This is a genomic window from Kribbella sp. NPDC020701, from assembly GCF_055562215.1.
Genome location: NZ_JBVHFT010000001.1, coordinates 130,645 through 153,386, shown reverse-complemented (window position 1 = coordinate 153,386; position 22,742 = coordinate 130,645). Strand labels below are relative to the sequence as shown.

Genomic DNA, 22,742 nt, shown 5'->3' with positions numbered 1-22,742 from the left:
TGCCCGGCAGTAGAGAGGACCTCGGTGGATCAAACCCCCACGCCGGCCGATCATGAGAACGTCGAGCGGGCTGAGCTGGCGGCTGAGCAACAACATGTCGACCGGGTGTACGACCGGGTCGCGGAGGCCGCCCGATCGGCGTCACGTATCGCCGTCGAAGGGCACCAGCGCGCACAGGCGCAGAACGTCGGCCGGGTCCGCGAGGAAGAGCAGACCGGCCTGTACGAGCGCGACGTGCTGGTGTTCGCCGCGGCCCGCCGGATCGCTGAGCTGGACGCCGAGCACGAAGGCCTGGTCTTCGGCCGGCTCGACTCCGACCATGGTGACGACGAGCCGGCCGCCGAGGCCGCAGCGGACCTCGAGAGGTTGTACGTCGGCCGCATCGGTGTCCGGGACGCGGAGTACGAACCGCTGGTGATCGACTGGCGCGCACCGGCGGCCGAGCCGTTCTACCGCGCCACCTCGACGGACCGGCTGAAGGTCGTCCGGCGTCGGGTGTTGCGCAACAAGGGCCCGCGGATCGTCGGGCTCGAGGACGACCTGCTGGCGCCGGAGCGTGCGCCCGAGGACCTGCCCGTGATGGGCGAAGGCGCGCTGATGGCGTCCCTGTCACGGGCTCGCGGTCACACGATGCGCGACATCGTGGCCACGATCCAGGCCGAGCAGGACGAGGCGATCCGGGCGCCGGCCCGTGGTGTCACCGTCATCGGCGGCGGACCGGGTACTGGCAAGACGGTGGTCGCTCTGCACCGGGCGGCGTACCTGCTCTATAGCGATCGCAGGCGGTTCGAGCGTGGCGGCGTCCTGGTCGTCGGGCCGTCCGCCGCGTTCATGGCCTACATCGAGCGCGTACTGCCGAGCCTCGGCGAGAACACCGTGTCCCTGCGGGCAGTGGGCGAGCTGGTGGACGGCATCAAGGCCACTGCGGTCGACGAGGCCGACGTAGCCGCGGTCAAGGGCTCGCTGCGGATGCGCGGCGTACTGTTGCGGGCCGCGCGCGACCGCGTGCCGACCGCTCCGACCACCCTGCGGGTGTTCATCGGCGGCGCCACGATCGAGGTGGATGCCAACCAGCTCGACAACGTACGCCGGAACGCTCTGCGCCGGACGCCTCGCAACAAGGCCGCTGCCGAGGCTCGCAAGGGTCTGGTTGCCGCACTGTGGCAGCGGTTCCCGGAAGACCTGCGGACCGGGGTCTACGGCGACCGTGAGGCGTTTGGCGACCGGGTGACCGACACGCCGGCGTTCAGGACGTTCTTCAGCCAGTGGTGGCCGGTGCTGACGCCAGAGGCCGTGCTGCGCTGGCTCGGTGACCCACGTCGGTTGCAGCGCTGGGCACGGAACGAGCTGACCCCCAGAGAGGTCGATGCACTCGCCAGGGCGATCCGCAGCACGGACGAGTTCACCATTGCCGACGTGGCGTTGCTGGACGAGCTGAGTGCGTTCCTGGGGCGTGCACCGATCACGGAGGCCAAGGACGACGAGTTCGACTGGCTGGAGGGCCTGTCCGACGGCGTCAACGAGGTGCTCACCACCTCTGAGCGCCGAGCGAGGGCCGCAGCGGCCCGTGAGGCCGAGGAGCCGGAGGAGTACGCGCACGTGCTGGTGGACGAGGCACAGGACCTCTCCCCCATGCAGTGGCGGATGGTGACTCGGCGCGGCCCGCAGGCAAGCTGGACTGTCGTCGGCGACCCCGCCCAGAGCTCGTGGCCCGATCCGGACGAGGCCCGCGCGGCGATGGACTCGATGCTGTCGCACCTCCAGCGGCACTCGTTCCGGCTGTCCACCAACTACCGGAACTCGGCCGAGATCTACGCGTTCGCCGGCGAGGTGATCCGCCGGACCCTCCCGGACGCGGATCTGCCCAACGCGGTCCGAAGTACGGGCGTCGAACCCGAGCACCGGATCGTCGACGACGGCAAGGTCGCCGAGGCCGCGGGCGACGCGGCGGTCGAGCTGCTCCAGCTGGTCGAGGGCACCGTCGGCGTGATCGTGCCGCCGAAGCTGCGCCCGATCGTCGACCCGGTCCTGGCCGAGCTCGGCGACCCCCGCGTCGTCGCGGTCAGCCCACTGGACTCCAAGGGCCTCGAGTACGACGCCGTCGTAGTGGTCGAACCCGACCGCATCGTCACCGACACCCTGGGCGGCGTCCGAGCGTTGTACGTCGTCCTGACCCGCGCGACCCAGCGCCTGATCACGGTCAACAGCACCACCAACTGGTTGCCTTAGGTCGTGTCTGATGGTCCCGCGCAGTAGGCGGGGGACCGTCAGACACGACCTTAACCGCGGGGTACGACGTACGAGACGAGGTCGGCGTCGTTGGGGCCGAGGTCTGCCCAGCGGCAGGTGAGGTGGAGGACGGCGAGGCCCGAGGTCGGGTACTTCCGGGTGAGCTCGGTGCGCTCGGGGCTGGTGCCGTCCAGGGCGAGCTCGTCGGCGAGCCACGGGATGCCCGGTCCGTGGCCGATCATGATCACCGTGCGGACCTCGGCCGGGGCCTCGTGGATGACGTCCAAGAGCTCGTCGGTGTCGGCGTTGTAGATGCGCCGGTCGTACCAGACGTCGGTCGCCGTCGCCCCGCCCTGAGTGGCGCACTTCCAGGTCTCCCGGGTGCGCTTCGACGGCGAGCACAGGACCAGGTCAGCTTCGATGCCCTGGGCAACGAGATAGCGACCGGCCGCCTGGGCGTCGGCGCGGCCGCGGTCGGCCAGCGGGCGTTCGAAGTCCTCCATCGTCTCGGGCGGCACCGACTTGGCGTGCCGAAGCAGGACGAGCGTACGGTCGATGAGCAGATCCGACGGGTCAGCCATCAGGTCAGGATACGACCGACGACCTCAGGTTCAGGAAGACCTGACGGGTCGCCGTGGACCTGTTCAGAGTGATGAAGTGGATGCCGGGGGCTCCTCCGGCCAGCAACGCTTCGGACAGCTCGGTGGCGATCTCGATGCCGACCTCGCGGACCGCGGCCGGCTCGTCCTCGACCGCGAGCAGCCGGTCGGTGACCGCGGTCGGCAGCGCCATCCCGGTCAGCTCGGCCATCCGCTGGATCTGCTTGATGTTGGTGACCGGCATGATGCCGGGCAGCACCGGGATGTCGCAGCCCAGCGCGGCAGCCCGCTCGACCAGCCGGAAGTAGTCGTCGGCACCGAAGAACATCTGCGTGATCGCGTAGTCGGCGCCGGCCGCGGCCTTCGCCGCGAGCACCTGCGCGTCCTCCTCCAGCGACGTCGCCTCCGGGTGCTTGTCCGGGAACGCCGCCACACCGACGCAGAAGTCGCCGAGCGACCGGATCAGCTCGACCAGCTCGATCGCGTGGTTCAGTCCCTCGGGGTGCGCGACCCACGGCTGGTTCGGACCGCCCGGCGGGTCACCGCGCAGCGCCAGCATGTTGCGTACGCCGGACCCCGCGTAAGCACCGATCACCGACCGCAGCTCGTCTCGCGAGTGCGCGACACAGGTCAGGTGGCCGAGCGGCGTGAGCGACGTGTCCTGCGCGACCCGCTCGGTGACCCGGATCGTCCCGTCCCGGGTCGTCCCGCCGGCGCCGTACGTGATCGAGACGAAGGTCGGGTGCAGCTGCTCGATCTCCCGGATCGAACGCCACAGCACCTCCTCGGCCTCGGGCGTCTTCGGTGGGAAGAACTCGAACGAGAACGACCGACTCCCGGAGGCCAGGAGCTCGCGGATCATCGGCGTGTTGCCGGGAAGCGTCGAGGGAAGTCCGTTCGCCATGGCGACAGGTTACCCGCGGTGTCCACCGCTGCGCTCGTACCGACTACGCTCCGAGACGTGTATGCCGATGTGGACATCCCGGCCGAGGTTCAGCGCGCACTGACCGGTTTCCTCGACCTGCAGGAGCAGCGACTCGCGGCGATCGGGCCGGAGCTGACCGAGCAGGTGCAGGCCGCGCGAGACGCGACCAGCGGCGGCAAGCGACTGCGGCCGTCCTTCTGCTACTGGGGTTTCCGGGCCGCCGGCGGTGATCCGGTACAGCCGATCCTCAAGGCCGCGGCCAGCCTGGAGATGCTGCACGTCAGCGCGCTGGTGCACGACGACGTGATGGACTCCTCCGACGTACGCCGGGGCGCACCGGCTGCCCATCGCCGGTTCGAGGCCCTGCAGCGGGCGCGCTCGGAGGCGTCCGGCCGCGGTGGCGATCCGGTCAGCTTCGGGATCGGTGCGGCCATCCTGCTCGGCGATCTCTGCCTGATCTGGGCGGACGAGCTACTGCACACCTCCGGCTTCGACGCGGCCGCACTGGCTCGGGCATCGCGGTTCTTCGACGCGGTCCGGGTCGAGGTGACGGCCGGGCAGTACCTCGATCTGGTCGCGCAGGCGAGTGGTGAGTCCGAGATGGACCTGGCCCTGCGCGTCCTGCGGTACAAGTCGGCGACGTACACGGTCGAGCGGCCGCTGCACGTCGGCGCGGCGTTGGCCGGGGCGGATCAACGGTTGGTCGAGTCGTTGTCGGCGTACGGACTGCCGGTCGGTGAGGCGTTCCAGCTGCGCGACGATCTGCTCGGGGTGTTCGGCGATCCCGCGCTGACCGGGAAGCCGGCCGGTGACGATCTTCGTGAGGGCAAGCGGACGGTGCTCGTCGCGTACGCGGTCGATCACGCGTCGGAGGTCCAGCTGGCCGAATTCGATCGGTTGTTCGGGCGGCCGGATCTGGATGACGACGAGATCCAATTGCTCCGCGAGATCCTGCAGGACTCCCGCGCGGTCCAGGCCTGCGAGGACCTGATCACCGAACGCACCGAAGACGCCCTCGACGCCCTCGACCGCGCCCCCCTCGCCGACGACACCGCCCGAAAAGCCCTGGCCGACCTAGCGATTGCAGCTACCTCCAGGCAGCTCTAGGGCGCCGTCATCATGTCGATGAGGCGGAGGAGTTCGGCGGTGGGGGCCAGGTCGCCGAGGATGATGACCTTGAGTACGGCGCGGTCCTCGTCGTAGACGGTTTCGACGCGGAGGCGGCCGATGCCGCTCTGGTTGAGTGAGCCGATCACGTGCGTGCTGATCCGGTCGGCGCCGGCCCGGTCGATCGCGTCGATGTGCACGATGCTCGACGCCTCCACGTGCCGTGCGGTCTCGTCCACCTCGAGCGCGGCCACGGTGGTGCCGGTGAACTCCTCCAGGTCCTCGCGAGCGATCCGGTACTGCTTCCCGATCCGGACGGCCTTGAGTCGGCCGTCACGCACGTAGTTCCGGATCGTCCGGACGTGCAGACCGAGCCGGTTCGCCACCTGCTCGACCGAGTACAGCTCCTGGGGCATGCCGATCAGACTACGGCAGCTTCCTTAGAATTCCCTATAAATCGCCAGATAGGGTACTTTGGGGTACTTTATGGGCATGGTTGAGGAGCTGAGTGGGGTGCGCGTGTTCGTGAGTGAAGCGCCGGTGGGCGACGATCGCGACGCCGTGCAGCTCATGGCGACGGCGCACTACGAGCACCAGGCGGAGTGGGTCGCCCTGCGCACCGAGCACCTCGGAGACGACTTCTTCGAGCTGCGGACCGGGCGGGCCGGGGCGATCGCGCAGAAGTTCGTGGACTACCGGATGGGGCTGGCTGTGGTCGGGGACATCGCGGACAGGGTCGCGACGAGCACGTCCCTGGCGGACTGGGTCCGGGAGACCAACCGCGGTCGGAACCTGTGGTTCGTGCCCGACCTGGACACGCTGGCTGGTCGGCTACAGAACGGGCAGTGAGCTGAGCAAGCCCGGCGTCTCGGCGTCCGTGGGTTCGTGGACGAGGACGCGGAGCTGGCCGGAGTTCGTGATGTCTTCGGTGAAGATCTGCAGGGCCACGTCAACCGTGTCGTGGTCGTGCTCGAGCAGATGCTGCAGACCGGCCCAGAGGACGATCTCCGGCTCGCCGGTGGAGCGGTCACTGAGTGAGTCAGCCAGTGCGTCCCAGTTCCGGCCGAACCACCGCGGCAGGTCGAAGGCGGTCGCACAGAGATCGAGGAACCCGGTCTTGTCGTGGATCGCGGTGGTGTCGAGCAGTACGAAGTCCCAGCCCGCACTGACGACATCACGGCGCGCTTGCTCCGTCGTACTGTCGGACTGCCACCGATAGACGCCCGGACGCAGCCCTTTGGTCAGCAGCGTGCGCAGGTCGGTCACGGGGCCTCCCGGCCTGGACTGAGGAGCGGAGGGAGCGAAGCGACCGGAGCGACGAGGGAAGGCCGGGAGTTCCAGCCCCATGACCCTGCCGGCGCCGAAGGCCCGGCCAAAAACACGGTCACGGGGCCTCCCCCGCTACTCGGCGGAAGGACTTGTAGTGGTCGTCCGTGTAGTAACGCTCGCCGGCGTTGCCGGTCACGAGCCGGCGGGCACCACGGTCGTTCTCGCCCGGCGTCTTCACCGTGTACTCGTGGTAGTACCCGCGGTCGTGCTTCGGCAGGAGCTTCTCGAGGTTGCCGAACACCACTCCGTCGCGGCTGTACGGATACGGTCCGCGCTGGTCGATCAGCTTCAGCGTGTTCTGTGCCTCCTTCGGCAGGTCCGCGACGGCGACGACCTTCAGACCGCTCTCCGGATCGGCGCCGGCGGTTGTTGTCGCCGCCGGCTTGGCAGCGGCACAGCCGAACAACGACGCCGCCAGCGTGATCACCAGCATGGCGATCACCACGATCGCGACGATCCGCGCGGTCTTCGGGTTGTTGATCACCCGGCCTCCCGCAACCGCCGGCTGAACTCCGCGGCCGCCGCGGCCGGGTCGTCCGCGTCCGTGATCGCGCGAACGACGACCACCCGGGTGGCACCCGCCTCGAGCACCTGGTCCAGCCGGCCGAGATCGATACCGCCGATCGCGAACCATGGCTTCGATTGCTGGCGACTCGCGGCGTACGAGACCAGCTCCAGGCCGGCCGCCTGGCGGCCGGGCTTCGTCGGCGTCTCCCAGGTCGGGCCGACGCAGAAGTAGTCCGATCCCTGCTCGGCCACCGCGGCGTTCACCTGGCTGAACGTGTGCGTCGAACGACCGATGATGGGCGCCGGACCGGTGATGGCCCGAGCAGCGTGCACGGGCAGGTCCCGCTGGCCCAGATGCAGTACGTCGGCACCCGCGGCGAAGGCGATGTCCGCCCGGTCGTTGACCGCGAGCAGCTTGCCGTGCCGCTTGCAGGCGTCCGCGAAGACCTCCAACGCGGCCAGCTCGTCCGCAGCCTCCAGCTCCTTCTGGCGAAGCTGCACGATGTCCACGCCACCGGCCAGTGCGGCGTCCAGGAACTGTTCGAGGTCACCCTGCTTCTCGCGCGCATCCGTGCACAGGTAGAGGCGGGCGTCGGCCAGCTGGTCGGTGTAGTCAGTCACACCCAAAGCCTCCCATGTCCCGCCAGAAGTAGGCTTACGGCATGGCTCTGTTGATGGCCGGGCCTCCGGCGCCGGCGCGGTCATGGGGCTTTGACTCCCGGTCTCCCCTCGTCACTCCGGTCGCTGCGCTCCCTCCGCTCCTCAGTCCAGACCGGGTGGCCCCATGACCGAGCACACGTCCGATGTGGTGGTGGTGGGCGCCGGGCTGATTGGTCTGGCGACCGCCTGGCGGTTGGCTGCAGACGGTATCCAGGTGACGGTATGTGACCCGACGCCGGGCGCGCAGACCTCCCGGGTCGCCGCCGGCATGCTCGCCCCGGTGACCGAGGTGGAGTACGGCGAGGACGACCTGCTGGCCCTCAACCTGGCCGGCGTCAACGCCTGGCCGGCCTTCGCCGCAGAGCTGGAGGAGCTGACCGGACTGTCGGCGGGTCTGCACCAGACCGGCACTCTGTCGGTCGCGTACGACGTCGACGACGCGGCAGCCCTCCGTCGACTTGCTGACTACCAGCGCCGGCTCGGACTCGAGGTCGAGGAGCTGTCCGGTCGCGACGCCCGCCGACGCGAGCCTTTGCTCGCCACAGGGGTCTCCGGTGGCGTCTGGGTCCCGAATGACCACTCCGTCGATAACCGGCAAGCAGTCGCGGCGCTCCTCCGGGCTATCGACCTATCCGGTGTCCAGCTCATCCGCCAGCACGTGGGGCGCGTGATCACCTCCGGTACGACGGCTGTCGGCGTACTGCTGGACAACGGAGACACGGTGCATGCCGGACACGTGATCGGTGCCGCTGGGCCGTGGTCATCGCAGTTGGAAGGCGTTCCCGACGAGCTGCGGCCACCAGTGCGACCCGTCAAGGGTGAGGTGCTGCGACTGCGAGTGCCTGAGGCGTACCGGCCCGCGCTGCGGCACACCGTACGAGCGACCGCGCGAGGCTTCTCGGTGTACCTGGTCCCGCGGCCGGGTGGCGAACTGGTCGTCGGCGCCACCACCAGTGAGCTCGGCTACGACACTCGAGTGCTCGCAGGCGGGGTGTTCTCGTTGCTGCGAGATGCCCGGACCGTACTGCCGGTGATGGACGAGCTCGAACTGGTGGAGACGATCGCCGGACTCCGGCCCGCCACTCCCGACAACGCGCCGATCCTCGGGCCGTCCGGCCTGGATCGGTTGCTGTGGGCAACAGGGCACTACCGCAACGGCGTACTGCTGACGCCGATCACCGCACAGATCCTGGCCGACACCGTGCGTACCGGCGACCTGCCCGACCTGGGGAAGCCCTTCCTGGGCAGCCGGTTCGGCCAGTCCGCTCACTGAGGCCTGCCGGTTGCCGTGAGCAACGGCAGCTTGTGAACCACATCCGTGTAGTTCAGCCTTGAATTGTAAACATTGAGTTACAGGCGTAACAAGCACCCCATCAACCCCTGTTGTCACATCCGTAGCAACACTTACGGTCAAGTGACGTTCACACGGGGAGATGGATGCGATGCGTAACGTCGTACGAATAGTGACCGGAGTCGCCGTACCGGTGCTGACCGCGGCGGTGATCACCGCCGGCTCGCCCGGCTTCGGCGCATACACGGTGAAGAGCGGCGACACCCTCAGCCACATCGCCAGCCGCTACGGCACCAGCGTCAAGACACTGGTTGCCCTGAACAACCTGCCCGGCAACGGCAACGCGATCTACGCCGGCGAGGTGCTCAAGCTCCCCGGCATGAAGACCACCAGCGCGGCCAAGCGCCCCCAGCTGGGCCGGGTCACGTACGTCGTGAAGCCCGGCGACACCATCACCAAGATCGCCAAGCGCTTCAAGTGCTCCCAGGCGAACCTGCTCGCCGCCAACGGCTTGCGCGCGAGCTCACGCATCTACGCCGGCAAGCCCTTGCAAGTGCCGGTCAAGATCAAGCCCAAGCCCAAGCCGGCCAAGAAGAACAACACCTTCGCCGGTCGTACGTACGCCGACCACATCGTCGCGCAGGCCGACCGCAACCGCGCCGCGCTGAAGAAGCGCAAGCTGCCGACCCGGGCCCAGATGCGCAGCCTGATCGCCAGCACCTCGAAGCGGTACGGCGTCGACCCGGAGCTAGCGCTCGCGGTGAGCTGGCAGGAGTCCGGCTGGAAGCAGCGAGTGGTCTCCCCCGCCAACGCGGTCGGCGCGATGCAGGTGATCCCGTCGACCGGCAAGTTCACCTCGAGCATCGTCGGCCGGAATCTGGACCTGCTCAAGCCGCAGGACAACGTCACCGCCGGCGTGGTGCTGCTGAGCCGCCTGACTGGCGCCGCGCGGCTGGATATCGCGGTGGCGGGCTACTACCAGGGCCTCGGCGGGGTGAAGAAGAACGGGATGTACCCGGACACGAAGCTCTATGTGAAGAACGTGCTCCGGATCAAGGCTCAGCTGGAACGCGGCTGGGACCCACTCCGGTAACCGGCCGGTGAGCCCCGTTGCGGTGCGCCTGGCACGGTCACGCTGAGGCGTTATCTACACTCTCAGAGCAGAACGGCTTGGAGAGGCGGCTCACCGCAGGTGACGGACGACGTGGACACGGAGGTCAGCGACCGCCTTGTCGGGCGAGTGCTCGACGGACGGTACCGCGTCGGCGCGCGCGTCGCCAGGGGTGGCATGGCCACCGTCTACCAGGCCCTCGACATGCGGTTGGACCGGACCGTCGCGCTCAAGGTGATGCACGACGGGCTCGGTGACGACGCCCAGTTCGCCCGCCGGTTCGTGGCCGAGGCCCGGGCCGCCGCCCGCCTCTCGCACCCGAACGTGGTGGCCGTTTTCGACCAGGGTGACGACGACGGAACCTTGTTCCTGGCGATGGAGTACATCCCGGGCCGCACGCTGCGTGACGTGATTCGCGAGCAGGCCCCGCTGTCCCCCGCGCGGGCACTCGACCTGCTCGCGCCGATCCTGTCCGCGCTCTCGGCCGCCCACGACGCGGGCATCGTCCACCGCGACATCAAGCCTGAGAATGTGCTGATCTCCGACAAGAACGTGGTGAAGGTCGCCGACTTCGGTCTGGCCCGGGCGGTCAGCGCGACCGGAAATACCGCCACCCAGGGCCTCCTGATGGGCACAGTGTCGTATCTGGCACCCGAGCTCGTCATCGACGGCAGTGCCGACGCCCGCTCGGACGTGTACTCGGCCGGCATCCTGCTCTACGAGATGCTCACCGGCAACAAACCGCACTCCGGTGACACCCCGATCCAGGTCGCGTACGCACATGTCCACGCCGACGTGCCTCCCCCGTCGTCGGAGCAGCAGGGCATCCCGCCGTACGTCGATGCGCTCGTGCAGCGCGCGACCGCGCGGGACCGGGACCTGCGGCCGGCCGATGCGCGGGTGTTCAGCCGTCAAGTCCACCGGGTGCGCAGTGCGCTCGATGAGGGGCTGCCGGACGACCCGGAGCTCACTGGCGACCTGACCGTGCCGATCCAGCAGATCCGGCAGGACAGCGGGTACGACGACGGCTATACGCGCGGAGTCCCTCAGTTGGCCGAACAACCCGCCCTGCGCCACGACACGATCGTCGTACCGGTGGAGAAGGGCCGACCGACCGGAACACCGGCGAAAGCACCTCCGCAACAGCGGCGTGGGCGTGGGCCGATCGCGTTGATCGTCATCCTCGCTGCTGCCATCGGGATTGGCACCGCGGCCTGGTACTACGGCATCCACCGCTACACGACCACGCCGGACCTGGTGAACATGGCTCCCGCCGTTGCGGCCGCAAAAGCCGAGGAGTCGGGTCTGCGGACCACGCTGGACAATCAGAACTTCTCCGAGGACGTCCCCAAGGGTGAAGTGATGGGGACCGATCCCGCACCGGGTGATCGGATCCGGAAGAAGGGTGAGATCGGTCTCACCGTCTCCAAGGGCCCGGAGCGCTACCGGGTGCCGCAGCTGGTCGGGCTGGACCTGGATGCCGCGCAGCAGGCGCTCGCACCGATCAAGCTGAACACCGGGCAGATCAACGAGCAGTACAGCGAGACCGTGCCACAGGGCAAGGTGCTCGCGATCAGCCCGAGGTTCAACACGGTCGTGAAGCCGGGCAGCGCGGTCAACTTCGCGGTCAGCAAGGGCAAGCGGCCGATCAACGTCCCGGATATGACCGGCAAGAGCTACAAGGACGCCAACAAGGCCCTGCGCAAACTCGGTTTCGTCGTCGACCGCTCCGAGCAGTACGACGAGAAGGTGCCCGAAGGCAATGTGATCAGCCAGACACCCAACAGCGGCACGCTGTTCGCCAAGGACAAGGTCCAGCTGGTGCTGTCGAAGGGTCCGCCGCTGGTCGACGTACCGAACGTGAAGAAGAAGAGCACCGCGGACGCGCAGAAGATCCTCACCGACGCGGGTTTCATCGTGAAGGTCGAGAAAGCACCGTTCAACCTCGGGCTGAACATCGTCGCGGCGCAGAACCCGGGGGCCGGCAAGAAGGCCCAACCGGGCAGCACTGTCACGATCACAGTCCTGTAGCTCGTTTTGGTGCTTACGCCGGACGTCTGATGAGATGTCCGGCGTGAACCGCCCGCGCATCGCCGTACTCGCTCTGCTCGCGGTGGCGGCGGCGTGGGGATCGACGTTCTTCCTGACCAAGGACCTGCTCACCAGGATGGACGTCGCCGACTACCTGGCGTTGCGGTTCCTGATCGCCTCGATCGCGCTCATCCTGGTCCACCCGCCGGCGATCTCCCGGCTGAGCCGCCTGGACCGCGGCCGGGCCGCTGCCCTGGGCATCACCTACGGCGTCGCCCAGCTGGTCCAGACCGAGGGCCTGCGGCACACATCGGCCAGCGTGTCGGGCTTCGTCACCGGCATGTACGTCGTCTTCACCCCGCTGCTGGCCGCCGTGATCCTGCGCCACAAGATCGGCCGCTGGGCCTGGGTCGCCGTGATTCTCGCCACGGTCGGCCTCGGCGTACTGTCCCTGCAGGGCCTCAGCATGGGCACCGGCGAGCTGCTCACACTCGCGTCGGCCGGCCTGTACGCGCTGCACATCATCGGTCTGGGCGCCTGGTCCACCCCGCAGAACGCCTTCGGTCTCTCGTCCCTGCAGATGCTCGTCATCACCGTGGTCTGCGCGATCGGCGCGCTGCCCGGCGGGTTCACAGTCCCGGGCTCCGGTGCAGACTGGGCCAGCGTCATCTACATGGCCCTGATCGCCGGTGCGCTCGCGCTGATCGTGCAGACCTGGGCGCAGGCGCACCTCAACCCGACGCGGGCGGCGATCGCGATGACAATGGAACCGGTGTTCGCGTCGGCCTTCGCGGTGCTGTTCGGGTCCGAGAGCGTGACGTGGAGGATGCTGGTCGGTGGCGCACTGGTGCTGTCGGCGATGTACCTGGTGGAGCTCGCACCGCGGCGCAAGTTCGAGGCCGAGGTGCAACACCTCGCACAATAGGCGGGACAGGGAGGGACGATGCGGGAAAGCGCTGGGGGGCGCGGCCGGTGGTATCCGGCCGTCGTCATCGTCGTGCTGCTCGCGTTCCTGGCCGCCGGTGCGGCGAACAACCTGGTCCGCAACCCCCAGCCCCGACTGGTCGCGGACGGTGTCCCCGGCCACTCTGCGCAGCACACCGCCTCGTCACTGAGTGGCGGTGGCGAACAGTACGACGACCTGATCGGCCACGCCCTCGCCGACCTCGACGCCCTCACCCTGCCGAGCGGCGCGACGCTGGCGGGCTGGGACGGCCCGTGGCGGTACGTGTGGCCGCGAGACGCGTCGTTCGTCGCCGCGGCCCGCTGTTCGATCGGTCAGTACGACGAAGCCCTCAAGGTGCTGTCCTTCCTCGACCGCGTGCGACCGGCGACGGGGCGGTGGGAAGCCCGGTACAGCGAGACCGGCGCGCTCGTCGACGACGGCCGGCAGCCTCAGCTCGACGGCTCCGGATGGGTGCTCTGGGCAACCTGGTTCTGCCGGGCGGGCAGCAGGTACTGGGAGCTGGTCCGCGAGTCGGCCGACCAGATCGTCGCCGAGCTCGGCCCGGACGGCCTGCCCGGGCCGTCGTCCGACTACTGGGAGCGGCCGGAGACGCAGGTGACGCTCGGGACCGTCGCCCCACTGTTGACCGGCCTCCGCTGCGCGGTCCTGATGGCCACCGAACAGAACCGGCAGGCCGAGGCCGCGCGCTGGCGGTCCGCCCTCGACAAGTTGACCCAGGCAACTGATCGCGTGTTCGGGCCGGACTATCCCCGCACTCCGGGCCGAGCGACGAGCTTCGTGGAGCCCGGCGTCGACCCGATCCAGCTCGGCGCCGGCGCCGACGCGATCGTCACGATCCTGGGCCCGCCGTTCGCTCCGGCCCGGGCGGTCGTGTCCACGGCGATCGACCGGGCGCTCGCCGTACTCACCCAGCCGAACGGTGGCGTGACGCCTGGTGAGGATTGGCGTGCGGACGGCGTTTCCTGGACACCGCAGACCGCATTGTTCGCACTGAGTGCGGCGGCCCGAGGCGATCACGCGACCGCCGACAACTTGCTGACCTGGCTCGACCGCCATCGCACCAGCACCGGAGCCTTGCCCGAGAAGGTCAATCGGGACCTGGAGCCGGCCGGCGAGGCGCCGCTGAGCTGGACCGCAGCCCTGGTCGTCCTCGCCGGCACGGCTCTGCAGAACGCGCTACCGACTCCCGGCTAGCAGATCTCCATCACGTCGTGCGTCGGCGCGTCCGGTCGCCTCGTACTGGTCCTGGACGAGTAGAAGAAGGCGGTCGACGCGATGTCGTCCTGCAGCGGCAGGTAGCGGCCGCCCGAGCGCCAGCCCAGGGCCTGGATGTCGACGCGGAGCTTCTCCTTGAAGCGGACCGGGTCTGGGAGGTGGAACCGGTACATCCCGAATCGCTGCTGGCTCGCATACTGCCCGTCCGGCCGGATCACCTGCGGCATGCCGAGGTACGGCGTACTGAACTCGGTGTAGCCGCCCAGGTGGGCTACGTCGAAGTTCCACGCGCCACCGAAGTAGTCCTCGGTCCCGGTGCCGCAGATGGTCGGGAACTCGTCGTCGCCGTCGAGGTAGAACTTGATCTCGCCCTCACCCCACCAGCCGGTGCTGTTGACGCCCCACGCGATGTAGGTGCCGACATAGTGGCCCGGGCCTTCGACACCGTCCAGCAGCGTGTGCACGGTCTTGGCCGGCAGCGGATTGCTCCGCCGCCACTGCGTGTGCAGGTACGCCGAGTTGTCCGGTACGGCGCCCAGCCAGTAGTCCACCTGGAAGTAGACGATCACGGGCTCGTCGCGGGTGTTCTCCAGCGTCACCGTGGCCTGGGTCTGGAACGGCATCTCCCAGTAGCTGTTGAAGCCGCCGTTCGGGTTGACCGCGACCGGGAGCGAGTTCACCTGGGCGAACTTGCCCCAGCCGGAGCAGAAGAAGTCACCGACCGGCGCCTCGATCGCCGGAGCCTCGTCGCCGTCCCAGAACGTCCGCAGCACGAGCCGCCGCCAGTTGTCGACGTGCGTGGTGAGCCAGATGTGCGTGATGCAGCCGGAGCCGGCGATGTCGGCGAGCGTGGCGGTCTCCCCCGGGCCGATCTCGATCGACGGCGACACCTTCCAGCCCTGACCGAGATCCCGGGCCGCTTTCGCACCGGTCCCCTCGGTCCGCCGCCCGCCCTGACCAGGCTCGCCGGCCGGATTCTCCGGACTGATGGACCGCGACTCGACGTCGGCGAGCGCGCTGATGCCGGACAGATTCCCAAGAGTCATACCCGCGACCTTAAGCCGGGGGCGTGTCCATGAGAAATCGATTGCCCACCAGCTGGGACTCAGCAGGTGCGGACCCTGGCGTCCAGGCCGTGGGGGAAGGAGAGGCAGGCTCGGGGCCGGCCTTGAGTGGGGTCGGCGCGGAGGATGAGCGGGAAGGCGTCGGCGCCACGGACTTGCGGGCTTCTTTCCGTTTTGAGTGAGCCGACCGCACCACCGCGGGCCGCGACGGCTGCCTTCACGTCGTTGACCGTGACGGCGCTACGCGCGTCCTTGGTGGCCGCGTTCTTCGCGTCGGTGGCGACGGCGAGGGCGAAGTCGATCTCCGGCGGGGTCGCCCACGTGGTCGTCGTGACCGGGAAGACCACACCGAACATCAGCAGGCCGATCCCGGTGATGATCAGCCGGAACTGCCGGCTCTGATCGGTGAGCAGCAACGCGGCGCAGCACAGCGCGAGGAACAAGGTGAGCCCACGCAGGATCCAGTGCCGGTCGAGCCGGGAGTCCACCGCCAGCGCCGCACCGAGGGCGATCACGACGCAGAGTCCGGCGGCGAGCAGGGCACGGGCGCGCGGCGACACGGATTGCATGGCGCAGACGATAACGCCCGCACCCCTGCCACCGCCGGTACGCCGTTCGTCGCACTGGAGCGCCCGTTGAGCGATCGGCGCGCCGGTCAGGATCGTGTAGCGCGGACGCTCCTGGCAGATTCGACCCCACGTCCCACCGCCCCCGAGGGATTGGATCCCACCGTGGACCACACCGAATCCGAAGCGCCCGGTTCGTGGAGCATCTCGCGGCGCCGCGCACTCCAACTCAGCGGCGGTGTCGCCGCAGCCGGCGCCGTCCAGACCACCGCACCTCACGCCTCCGCCGGCACGGCAGCACAGACCGGCACCGTCAACCAAGCTGTTCTCTCCGAGGGCACGAACCTGATGGTGTCGGTCTCGCCGGACGGGAAGTGGCTGGCGTTCGACCTGGTCACGGCGATCTGGGTGACACCGGCCGCGGGTGGAACCTCACGCCGGCTGACCGACGACCTGCAGGACGCGACCCGGCCACGCTGGTCCCCGGACGGCCGCCGGATCGTGTTCCAGTCGTACCGCGACGGCAACTTCCACCTGTGGTCGATCAATCCTGACGGCAGCGACCTCCGTCAGTTGACCACCGGCCGCTACGACCATCGCGAGCCGCACTTCACCCCGGACGGCGGGTCGGTCGTCTTCTCCTCGGACCGCGGTCGGAACGGCAGCTACGGCATCCACCGGCTCAGCCTCGCCGACGGCACGATCATCGCCCTCACCGACGACACCACCGAGGAGGCCGAGCCCGCGGTCTCGCCGGACGGCACCAAACTCGCCTGCACCGTCGACACCACGTCGATCGTCGAACTCGACCTCACCACCGGCGTACGCACGACGCTCGTCGCCGCCCAGACCGGCATCAGCCTCTTCGGCCCCGCCTACTCCCCCGCCGGCCGGCTGGCCTATGTCCGGCTCACCGGCCCGACCTGCGATCTGATTGTCGACAATCAGAAAGTCACCGAAGGGAAGGACATCTTCGCCGTCCCGCCGTCGTGGGCGTCGGCAACCGACGTCTTCTACACCGCCGACGGGCAGGTTATGCGTCACCGGGTCGGTGGCGCGCACACCGTCGTACCGTTCGCGGCGACCGTTCCGGTCACGGCGAAGCGGCCGCGGCCGAAGGTGCCGGACCTCGAGTCGACCGCCCGGAGGCCAGTCCTCGGGATCGCGAGTCCGACGGTGTCACCGGACGGTCGATGGATCGCGTTCCGGGCCCTGAACGCCTTGTGGCTGGCGGCAACGAGTGGCCGAGGGCAACCACGTGAACTGGTCGCCGACGGCTACTTCAACTCCGATCCCGACTTCTCCCCCGATGGCAAGAAGTTGCTCTACGCAAGCGATCGCGACGGCACCGCGGATCTCTGGCTGCGTGATCTCGCCACCGGCGCCGACAGCAAGCTCTCGTCGCTGCCCGGAGCACAGACCGCACCAAGGTTCTCACCCGACGGGAAGCAGGTCGCGTACCAGGACCAGGACGGCATCGCCTCGGTACTCGACCTCGCTTCCGGTCAGGTCCGTCGGCTGACCCCGACGCTCTTCCAGCCCGGTCGGGTCAGCTGGTCCCGGGACGGGAAGACGCTCGTCCTCGCCGCGGTCAAGCCGTTCTCCAAGCGGTTCCGCGAAGGCACCAGCCAACTCCTGTACGTCGACGTCGCGACCACCGCGCTCGAGTATGTCGAACCCATGCCGTTCCGCTCACTCGCCACCCGCGGCGACGACGGCCCGGTCTTCTCCCCCGACGGCAAGTGGCTCGCCTTCGTCGTCGAGAGCCTCCTGTACGTCGTACCCGTCGACGAACGCGGTCGCTTCACCGCCGAGCCGAGAGCGGTCACCGACGAGGTCACGGACTCACCGGTCTGGCAGGACGCCGGGACGCTGCTCTACCTCAACAACGGACGGTTGCGCCGGACAACGATCAGTGGCTCCCGTCCGCAGACGATCAAGCTCGACCTGCAGTGGCGCAGGGCAACGATCAACCAGCACGTGACGATCCACGCCGGCGCGCTGTGGGACGGCCGCGCGACCACGCTGCGCCGCGACGTCGACGTCGTACTCGACGGGTCGCGGATCGCCGCCGTACGGCCGCATCAGGGGCGAGCGGATATCGACGCATCCCGGCTCACGGTGATGCCGGGATTGATCGACGCGCACAATCACTGGCACCTGCGCGGGCGGGCGTGGGGCGCGCGGCAGGGCAACCTCTGGTTGTCGTACGGGATCACGACCACGCGATCACCGGGCGATCCCGTCTACCAGATGCAGGAAACCCGGGAAGCGCTCTCGCACGGTTCTCTGACTGGTCCGCGGTACTTCGCGACCGGTGAGGCGATCGACGGGTCGCGGGTCTATTACAACTTCATGCGGCCGACGCTCTCGGTGCGGCAGCTCGGCCTCGAGCTCGACCGGGTCGAAGGGCTCGCGTACGACCTGGTGAAGACGTACGTACGGTTGCCGATCGAGTTCCAGCGCCGCGCGATCGCCGCCGTTCACCGGCTCGGGCTGCAGCTGTCGTCGCACTACCTCTACCCGGCCGAGCACCTCGGCATGGACGGGATGGAGCACACCGGCGCGACGAACCGGCTGGGATACTCACACACGGTCAGCCGGCTCGGCCGCGCGTACGCAGATGTCGTCGCGCTGTTCACGAAGGCGGGATTGTCGGTGACGCCGACGCTGTTCAACTCGACGATGGCGCATGTCGACGATCCGTCGCTGCTCACCGACCGGCGTACGACGACGCTCTACCCGTCCTGGGAGTACGCCGCTCTGCAGGCCGAGGTGAACACCGCGAAGGGCCCGGCGGGTGTGACGACCCGGGAGTTGCTGCGCGGGAACGTCGACATGGTGCTGCGGATCCATCGCGGTGGCGGACTGGTCATCTCCGGCACGGACAGTCCACTGGACAACATCGCGGTCTCACTGCACGCCAATCTGCGATCGATGGTGGCCGGCGGGTTCACGCCGTACGAGGCACTCACCACGGCAACCCACAACCCGGCGCGCTGGCTCAACCTCGAGGACAAGATCGGCGTCGTCGAACCGGGCGCGCAAGCCGATCTGTCGTTCGTCGACGGCGACCCGCTCGCGGATATCCGGGTCGCGGCGGCGGTCGACCGCGTCATGGTCGCGGGTCGGCTGCACACCGTCGACAACCTCCTCGCCCCGTACGCCACCGGCACCCAAGCCCAACCCGCGGTCCACTCCTCCAGTGCCCCGCAACCACTTACCCGAGAACAAGCCCACGCCCACGACGACAAGTTCTGGTGGCACGAGCCCGAGTGGCTCCACAGAGCGTGCTGCGAGGGGTGATGATCCCTTGAGGTCTGTCAGAAGGTGGTCGTGAGGTCCTGGGTCTGGCCGGTTGCGGAGGCTCGGTAGGCGGACTCGATGATGTCGATCACGTGGCGCGCGTGTTCGGCGGTGACGATCGAGGGCTTGCCTTCGCGAACCCAGTCGACCAGCTGCATGACGTCCTCGTACACATGCTGCTCTTCGATGTCGCGATGCACACCCGTGACGTGCGGAAGGAGGGCCTGGTTGCCCGGACCGCGAGGCGAGAGTTCGGCCGGGTTGCGGTTCGGGAAGTCGAACGGCTCGTCGTTGACCAGCAGGCCGTCGATCGTGCCCTTCGTTCCGTAGTAGGTCCCGCTGAAGCCGCCCCGCATCCCGCCGGCGGCGGTACCGGTCGCGACGCAGAACAGGTTGTCGCCGAAGTCGATCAGCACGATGGTGTTGTCGTCGGCGTCCGTACGGACGTCCACGCCTCCGCTCGTGCGCACGGGAACCCGGACGCCGGACATCGCCGTCACTCGCTTGGCCGGACCGAGGATCCCGGTCACCGAGTGCAGCGCGTACACCGTCATGTCGTACATCGGTCCGCCACCGGGCTTGCGGAAGTACCACGACGGATCGATGTTCGTCAGTACGTCGCTGCCGCCGCGCACGGACTCGTCCTCGTGGTACGTGCCGAACGCCGCGCCACAACTCACCCAGGACAGCGTGCCGACGGCGCCCTCGGCAATCAGCTCGCGCGTCCGCACGTGATGCGGCCGCAGCATCTCCCCGGGCGAGGCAACGATCCGCAGATCGTTGGCCGCGGCAAGCTCAATGAGCTCGGTCGCCTCCGCAACGGTGACCGTCATCGTCTTGTTGAAGTGCACATGCTTGCCGGCCTGCAAAGCCAGCTTGCCCTGCTCGTAGTGCAATCCGATCGGCGAAGCGATCGTGACAGCGTCGACATCCCCACGCGCCAACAGGTCCTCGTACTCCGTGAACCCCTGCTCCACCCCGAACTTCGCAGCCGCCGCCTCCGCCCGCCCCGGCACCGGATCACACACCGCGGCCAACTTCACCCGGCCCGCCAGATCCCCTTGCCCCAAATGCGGAAGAATCCCCCGAACCGAGATACTCCCCGCCCCAACAACACCCATCCGCACCGTATCCGCCATACTCCTGATCCTTCCACGCGGGATGAACACCTTCGGCGGCCGTCGGCATGCCGACGGCTCAACGTGCTGCTGAGGCGCAGCTGATGCAGGTGCGTGCTGCCGGTCTTGCCTCCAGCCGGGCAGGGGCGATCGGTTGTCCGCACTGCTCACAGACCCCGTAGGTGCCGGCCGCCAACCGCTCGATGGCCGCCTCGACCTCTGCCAACTGATGCTGGACCTGCAAGACCAGTGCGGCGACCTGCGACCTCTCGAACGCGATCGTCGCACCCTCAGGATCGTGCTCGTCGTCGGCGTTCGCATCGCGTGAGGCCGCCACCACCTCATCGAATTCACCGGTCAGATCCGCAAGCCGCCGGAGCGCCTGCTGACGTTCCACCTCGAGCAGTTCGCGAGCCTCATCCATCCGTCAATCCTGACACCGCTTGCCGCCCAGGAAGGCAACTAGTGTCCTGAGTCCGAAGGCGCCGTCGAACTTCCGACTCAGGACACTAGATCATTGGGCCGCCCCGCGGACAGTTGCCCGCTGCTGGGCAGTCAACGCCAGGCGCATGGTTTCGAAGGTGTGCTCCTGCGGCACGGCCGAGGTGGTCCGTTCCCGCACGTCGCGGACCAGGTCGGGGTAGTAGGTGGTCTCGACCTGCGAGCAGTCGACGTACTGCGTACCCTCCTGGTTGACCAGGAAAAGGTGGTCGCCACCATCCCGGCCCGCGATGTCGACGTACTTGCGCAACTCGATGTAGCCGTCCGTGCCGAGGATCATCAGGCGGCCGTCGCCCCAGGTCGGCAGACCGGCCGGCGTGTACCAGTCGACCCGGATGTACCCCTGGGCGTGGTCACTGCGCAGCAGGATCTCACCGAAGTCCTGCAGGCCAGGCTTATCGGGGTTGGCGAAGTTCCCCACCGTGCTGGCCACGACCTCGGCGGTCCGCGCGCCGGTGAACCAAAGGAACTGGTCGATCTGGTGGGAGGCGATATCGGTGAGGATTCCGCCGTACCGGTTCTTGTCGTAGAACCAATCCGGGCGGCCTGCCCCGCCGCCCAGGTGACCCCTGTCCCCGATCCGGTGCGGCCCGATCCCGAGAGTCTGCACCACGGTCCCGATCCGGCCCGCGCGAACCAGTTCACCGGCCTTGATGACGCTGGGCACCTCCAACCGCTCGGAGAACGTCACCGACCAGAACCGCCCGCTCTGACCGACCGCCTTCTCGATCTCCTCCAGCTGCTCGAAACTGACACAGCCGGGCTTGTCCGTCACGACGTCCTTGCCGGCCCGCAATGCCGCGACGGCGATCGGCCCCCGTCGATCCGGTACGGCGGCGGTCACGATCAAGTCGATCCCGTCCCGTCCGATCAGGTCGTCCGGACTCTCAGCCACCGGAACCTCCGGATACCGCTCCCGGACCGTGGTCGCGATCGCGGCCGACGGATCGTCGGTCGCCATCCCGACGAGTTCCGCACCGGCCCCGACGAGGCCCGCGATCTGACCGAAGATGTGCGCGTGATCAAGCCCGACGGCGGCGAACCTGACCGGTTGAGTGGAACTCACCCGTATCCTCCCGACTCGGAAAACGTCTCGACCAACTCACCCTATGCCAGAGTGGCAAGCGCTTGCCAACCTCTCGCGAGTCGCCTCCGGCCAGCCTCCGTGGCGGAGCGGACGGTCAGAGGAGCGGGAACCCGCTGCTAGAAGGGGAGTTTGGGTTGGGGTGGGGCGTGGGTCGGGTCTACGCCGTCGAAGAGGCTGCTGACGGATTCGCCCTCGTGGATGCGCTTGATGGCTTCGGCGAACAGGCCGGCGACCGAGCTGACCTGGAGTTCGGGGAAGCCGGCCGCGCGCGGGACCGTGTCGGTGCTGATGACCTCGGTGATGGACGGGTGGGAGCGGAGGCGCTCGACTGCGGAGCCCGCGAAGAGGCCGTGGGTGCAGGCGACCGCGGCCTGCGTGCAGCCGCGGTCCTTCAGGCGGTCGAGCAGTTCGATGATCGAGCCGCCGGTCGCGATCTCGTCGTCGAGGATGATCGCCCGCTTGCCGGCGACGTCGCCGACGATCGCGTCGATCACGACGCGGTCGTCCGCCATCCGCTGCTTGCTGCCCGCCGCGACCGGCAGGCCGAGCAGCCGGGCGAACTGGGTCGCCGTCTTCGCGTTGCCCAGGTCCGGGCTGACCACGACCGTGTCGCTGAGATCACGGCTGCGGAAGTGATCCGCGAGTACGCCGATCGCGGTCAGGTGGTCGACCGGGACCGAGAAGAAGCCGTGCACCTGGGGTGCGTGCAAGGCCATGGTCAGGACGCGGTCGACGCCGGCGGTGGCCAGGAGGTCGGCGACCAGGCGACCGCCGATCGAGATCCGGGAGGCGTCCTTCTTGTCCGATCGCGCGTACGCGTAGTGCGGCATCACCGCGGTGATCTGCTGCGCGGAGGCACCCCGCGCGGCGTCGATCATCAGCAGCAGCTCCATCAGGTGCTCCTGCGTCGGCGGCACCAGCGGTTGCACGATGTACACGTCGCGTTGCCGGCAGTTCTCCTGCAATTGCACCTGCAGGCAGTCGTTGCTGAAACGATGGACTTCGACCGGTGAGAGCGGTACGCCGAGATCGGCGCAGATCCGCTCCGCCAAACCAATGTGGGCACTTCCGCTGAACACGACGATCTCTCGCACGGCTCTCCCCGAACGCTGCGACCCCGACACCTGCA

The 22,742-nt window shown here is 68.5% G+C and carries 21 protein-coding genes; 9 read left to right on the top strand and 12 right to left on the bottom strand.

The genetic code is table 11. From position 1 onward, the window contains the following. Positions 1–24 precede the first annotated feature (24 nt). Positions 25–2,229: a HelD family protein gene (locus tag ACZ3HV_RS00700; protein ID WP_465679603.1), complete on the top strand. Its 2,205-nt coding sequence runs from the start codon at positions 25–27 to the stop codon at positions 2,227–2,229. 50 nt (positions 2,230–2,279) lie between these two features. Here ACZ3HV_RS00700 and ACZ3HV_RS00695 read toward each other — a convergent pair whose 3' ends face one another. Next, positions 2,280–2,810: a SixA phosphatase family protein gene (locus tag ACZ3HV_RS00695; RefSeq protein ID WP_360365741.1), complete on the bottom strand. Its 531-nt coding sequence runs from the start codon at positions 2,808–2,810 to the stop codon at positions 2,280–2,282. A 4-nt stretch (positions 2,811–2,814) separates the two neighbouring features. Next, positions 2,815–3,732, bottom strand: a complete 918-nt coding sequence (gene metF, locus ACZ3HV_RS00690) for a methylenetetrahydrofolate reductase [NAD(P)H] (protein WP_465679602.1) — start codon at positions 3,730–3,732, stop codon at positions 2,815–2,817. A gap of 57 nt (positions 3,733–3,789) precedes the next feature. Between metF and ACZ3HV_RS00685 the strand changes: the two genes are divergently transcribed. Beyond that, complete coding sequence (locus tag ACZ3HV_RS00685) at positions 3,790–4,860, top strand: polyprenyl synthetase family protein (protein WP_465679600.1); 1,071 nt, start codon at positions 3,790–3,792, stop codon at positions 4,858–4,860. Here the strand turns inward: ACZ3HV_RS00685 and ACZ3HV_RS00680 are convergent. Further along, positions 4,857–5,276, bottom strand: coding sequence for a helix-turn-helix domain-containing protein (locus tag ACZ3HV_RS00680; RefSeq protein WP_360365747.1), 420 nt, complete (start codon positions 5,274–5,276; stop codon positions 4,857–4,859). The two genes, ACZ3HV_RS00685 and ACZ3HV_RS00680, sit on opposite strands and share 4 nt — an antisense overlap. 76 nt (positions 5,277–5,352) lie before the next feature. Here ACZ3HV_RS00680 and ACZ3HV_RS00675 point away from each other — a divergent pair, with 76 nt between their 5' ends. Next, positions 5,353–5,709: a DUF4180 domain-containing protein gene (locus ACZ3HV_RS00675; RefSeq protein WP_360365749.1), complete on the top strand. Its 357-nt coding sequence runs from the start codon at positions 5,353–5,355 to the stop codon at positions 5,707–5,709. On the opposite strand, the gene ACZ3HV_RS00670 is transcribed toward ACZ3HV_RS00675, so the two are convergent. The 3 genes from ACZ3HV_RS00670 to thiE form a co-directional block, all read right to left on the bottom strand. Beyond that, a complete protein-coding gene (locus tag ACZ3HV_RS00670) occupies positions 5,692–6,126 on the bottom strand; it encodes a barstar family protein (protein ID WP_465679599.1) in 435 nt (144 codons plus the stop codon). The genes ACZ3HV_RS00675 and ACZ3HV_RS00670 overlap by 18 nt on opposite strands. 118 nt (positions 6,127–6,244) lie before the next feature. After that, on the bottom strand, positions 6,245–6,673 hold the full coding sequence (locus ACZ3HV_RS00665) for a guanyl-specific ribonuclease (RefSeq protein ID WP_465679597.1): 429 nt from the start codon (positions 6,671–6,673) through the stop codon (positions 6,245–6,247). Continuing rightward, the gene (gene thiE, locus ACZ3HV_RS00660; protein WP_465679596.1) at positions 6,670–7,317 is read right to left on the bottom strand and encodes a thiamine phosphate synthase; all 648 of its coding nucleotides are present in this window, start codon (positions 7,315–7,317) and stop codon (positions 6,670–6,672) included. The genes ACZ3HV_RS00665 and thiE overlap by 4 nt, the downstream gene beginning before the upstream one ends. Positions 7,318–7,480: 163 nt before the next feature. Here thiE and thiO point away from each other — a divergent pair, with 163 nt between their 5' ends. From thiO to ACZ3HV_RS00635, 5 genes are all read left to right on the top strand, one after another. Beyond that, the gene (gene thiO / locus ACZ3HV_RS00655; protein WP_465679595.1) at positions 7,481–8,629 is read left to right on the top strand and encodes a glycine oxidase ThiO; all 1,149 of its coding nucleotides are present in this window, start codon (positions 7,481–7,483) and stop codon (positions 8,627–8,629) included. Between the two features lie 160 nt (positions 8,630–8,789). Then, the gene (locus tag ACZ3HV_RS00650; RefSeq protein ID WP_465679593.1) at positions 8,790–9,740 is read left to right on the top strand and encodes a lytic transglycosylase; all 951 of its coding nucleotides are present in this window, start codon (positions 8,790–8,792) and stop codon (positions 9,738–9,740) included. Positions 9,741–9,839: 99 nt separating this feature from the next. Continuing rightward, complete coding sequence (gene pknB, locus ACZ3HV_RS00645) at positions 9,840–11,789, top strand: Stk1 family PASTA domain-containing Ser/Thr kinase (RefSeq protein WP_465679592.1); 1,950 nt, start codon at positions 9,840–9,842, stop codon at positions 11,787–11,789. 34 nt (positions 11,790–11,823) lie between these two features. Continuing rightward, a complete protein-coding gene (locus tag ACZ3HV_RS00640; protein WP_465679591.1) occupies positions 11,824–12,714 on the top strand; it encodes a DMT family transporter in 891 nt (296 codons plus the stop codon). 18 nt (positions 12,715–12,732) lie between these two features. Continuing rightward, the gene (locus tag ACZ3HV_RS00635; protein ID WP_465679590.1) at positions 12,733–13,950 is read left to right on the top strand and encodes a glycoside hydrolase family 15 protein; all 1,218 of its coding nucleotides are present in this window, start codon (positions 12,733–12,735) and stop codon (positions 13,948–13,950) included. On the opposite strand, the gene ACZ3HV_RS00630 is transcribed toward ACZ3HV_RS00635, so the two are convergent. Further along, positions 13,947–15,017: a glycoside hydrolase family 172 protein gene (locus ACZ3HV_RS00630; protein WP_465679588.1), complete on the bottom strand. Its 1,071-nt coding sequence runs from the start codon at positions 15,015–15,017 to the stop codon at positions 13,947–13,949. The genes ACZ3HV_RS00635 and ACZ3HV_RS00630 overlap by 4 nt on opposite strands. 59 nt (positions 15,018–15,076) lie before the next feature. Beyond that, positions 15,077–15,604 carry a hypothetical protein gene (locus ACZ3HV_RS00625; RefSeq protein ID WP_465679587.1) on the bottom strand — a complete coding sequence of 176 codons (528 nt, stop codon included), beginning with the start codon at positions 15,602–15,604 and terminating at the stop codon, positions 15,077–15,079. A gap of 162 nt (positions 15,605–15,766) precedes the next feature. On the opposite strand from ACZ3HV_RS00625, the gene ACZ3HV_RS00620 reads away from it, so the two are divergent. Then, on the top strand, positions 15,767–18,907 hold the full coding sequence (locus tag ACZ3HV_RS00620; RefSeq protein WP_465679585.1) for an amidohydrolase family protein: 3,141 nt from the start codon (positions 15,767–15,769) through the stop codon (positions 18,905–18,907). Between the two features lie 17 nt (positions 18,908–18,924). Here ACZ3HV_RS00620 and ACZ3HV_RS00615 read toward each other — a convergent pair whose 3' ends face one another. From ACZ3HV_RS00615 to ACZ3HV_RS00600, 4 genes are all read right to left on the bottom strand, one after another. After that, positions 18,925–20,046 carry a Gfo/Idh/MocA family protein gene (locus ACZ3HV_RS00615; RefSeq protein ID WP_465679584.1) on the bottom strand — a complete coding sequence of 374 codons (1,122 nt, stop codon included), beginning with the start codon at positions 20,044–20,046 and terminating at the stop codon, positions 18,925–18,927. Positions 20,047–20,104: 58 nt separating this feature from the next. Next, a complete protein-coding gene (locus tag ACZ3HV_RS00610) occupies positions 20,105–20,449 on the bottom strand; it encodes a TraR/DksA family transcriptional regulator (RefSeq protein WP_465679582.1) in 345 nt (114 codons plus the stop codon). Positions 20,450–20,539: 90 nt separating this feature from the next. Continuing rightward, positions 20,540–21,592, bottom strand: a complete 1,053-nt coding sequence (locus tag ACZ3HV_RS00605; RefSeq protein WP_465679581.1) for a Gfo/Idh/MocA family protein — start codon at positions 21,590–21,592, stop codon at positions 20,540–20,542. 137 nt (positions 21,593–21,729) lie between these two features. Then, positions 21,730–22,707 carry a ribose-phosphate diphosphokinase gene (locus tag ACZ3HV_RS00600; protein WP_465679579.1) on the bottom strand — a complete coding sequence of 326 codons (978 nt, stop codon included), beginning with the start codon at positions 22,705–22,707 and terminating at the stop codon, positions 21,730–21,732. Positions 22,708–22,742: the final 35 nt, after the last annotated feature.

Excerpts from the sequence above, each read along its gene's own strand:
- ACZ3HV_RS00695 (WP_360365741.1), bottom strand. The coding sequence starts at position 2,810 with ATGGCTGACCCGTCGGATCTGCTCATCGACCGTACGCTCGTCCTGCTT.
- metF (WP_465679602.1), bottom strand. The coding sequence starts at position 3,732 with ATGGCGAACGGACTTCCCTCGACGCTTCCCGGCAACACGCCGATGATC.
- ACZ3HV_RS00680 (WP_360365747.1), bottom strand. The coding sequence starts at position 5,276 with ATGCCCCAGGAGCTGTACTCGGTCGAGCAGGTGGCGAACCGGCTCGGT.
- ACZ3HV_RS00675 (WP_360365749.1), top strand. The coding sequence starts at position 5,353 with ATGGTTGAGGAGCTGAGTGGGGTGCGCGTGTTCGTGAGTGAAGCGCCG.
- thiO (WP_465679595.1), top strand. The coding sequence starts at position 7,481 with ATGACCGAGCACACGTCCGATGTGGTGGTGGTGGGCGCCGGGCTGATT.
- ACZ3HV_RS00650 (WP_465679593.1), top strand. The coding sequence starts at position 8,790 with ATGGATGCGATGCGTAACGTCGTACGAATAGTGACCGGAGTCGCCGTA.
- ACZ3HV_RS00640 (WP_465679591.1), top strand. The coding sequence starts at position 11,824 with ATGTCCGGCGTGAACCGCCCGCGCATCGCCGTACTCGCTCTGCTCGCG.
- ACZ3HV_RS00635 (WP_465679590.1), top strand. The coding sequence starts at position 12,733 with ATGCGGGAAAGCGCTGGGGGGCGCGGCCGGTGGTATCCGGCCGTCGTC.
- ACZ3HV_RS00630 (WP_465679588.1), bottom strand. The coding sequence starts at position 15,017 with ATGACTCTTGGGAATCTGTCCGGCATCAGCGCGCTCGCCGACGTCGAG.
- ACZ3HV_RS00625 (WP_465679587.1), bottom strand. The coding sequence starts at position 15,604 with ATGCAATCCGTGTCGCCGCGCGCCCGTGCCCTGCTCGCCGCCGGACTC.
- ACZ3HV_RS00615 (WP_465679584.1), bottom strand. The coding sequence starts at position 20,046 with ATGGCGGATACGGTGCGGATGGGTGTTGTTGGGGCGGGGAGTATCTCG.
- ACZ3HV_RS00610 (WP_465679582.1), bottom strand. The coding sequence starts at position 20,449 with ATGGATGAGGCTCGCGAACTGCTCGAGGTGGAACGTCAGCAGGCGCTC.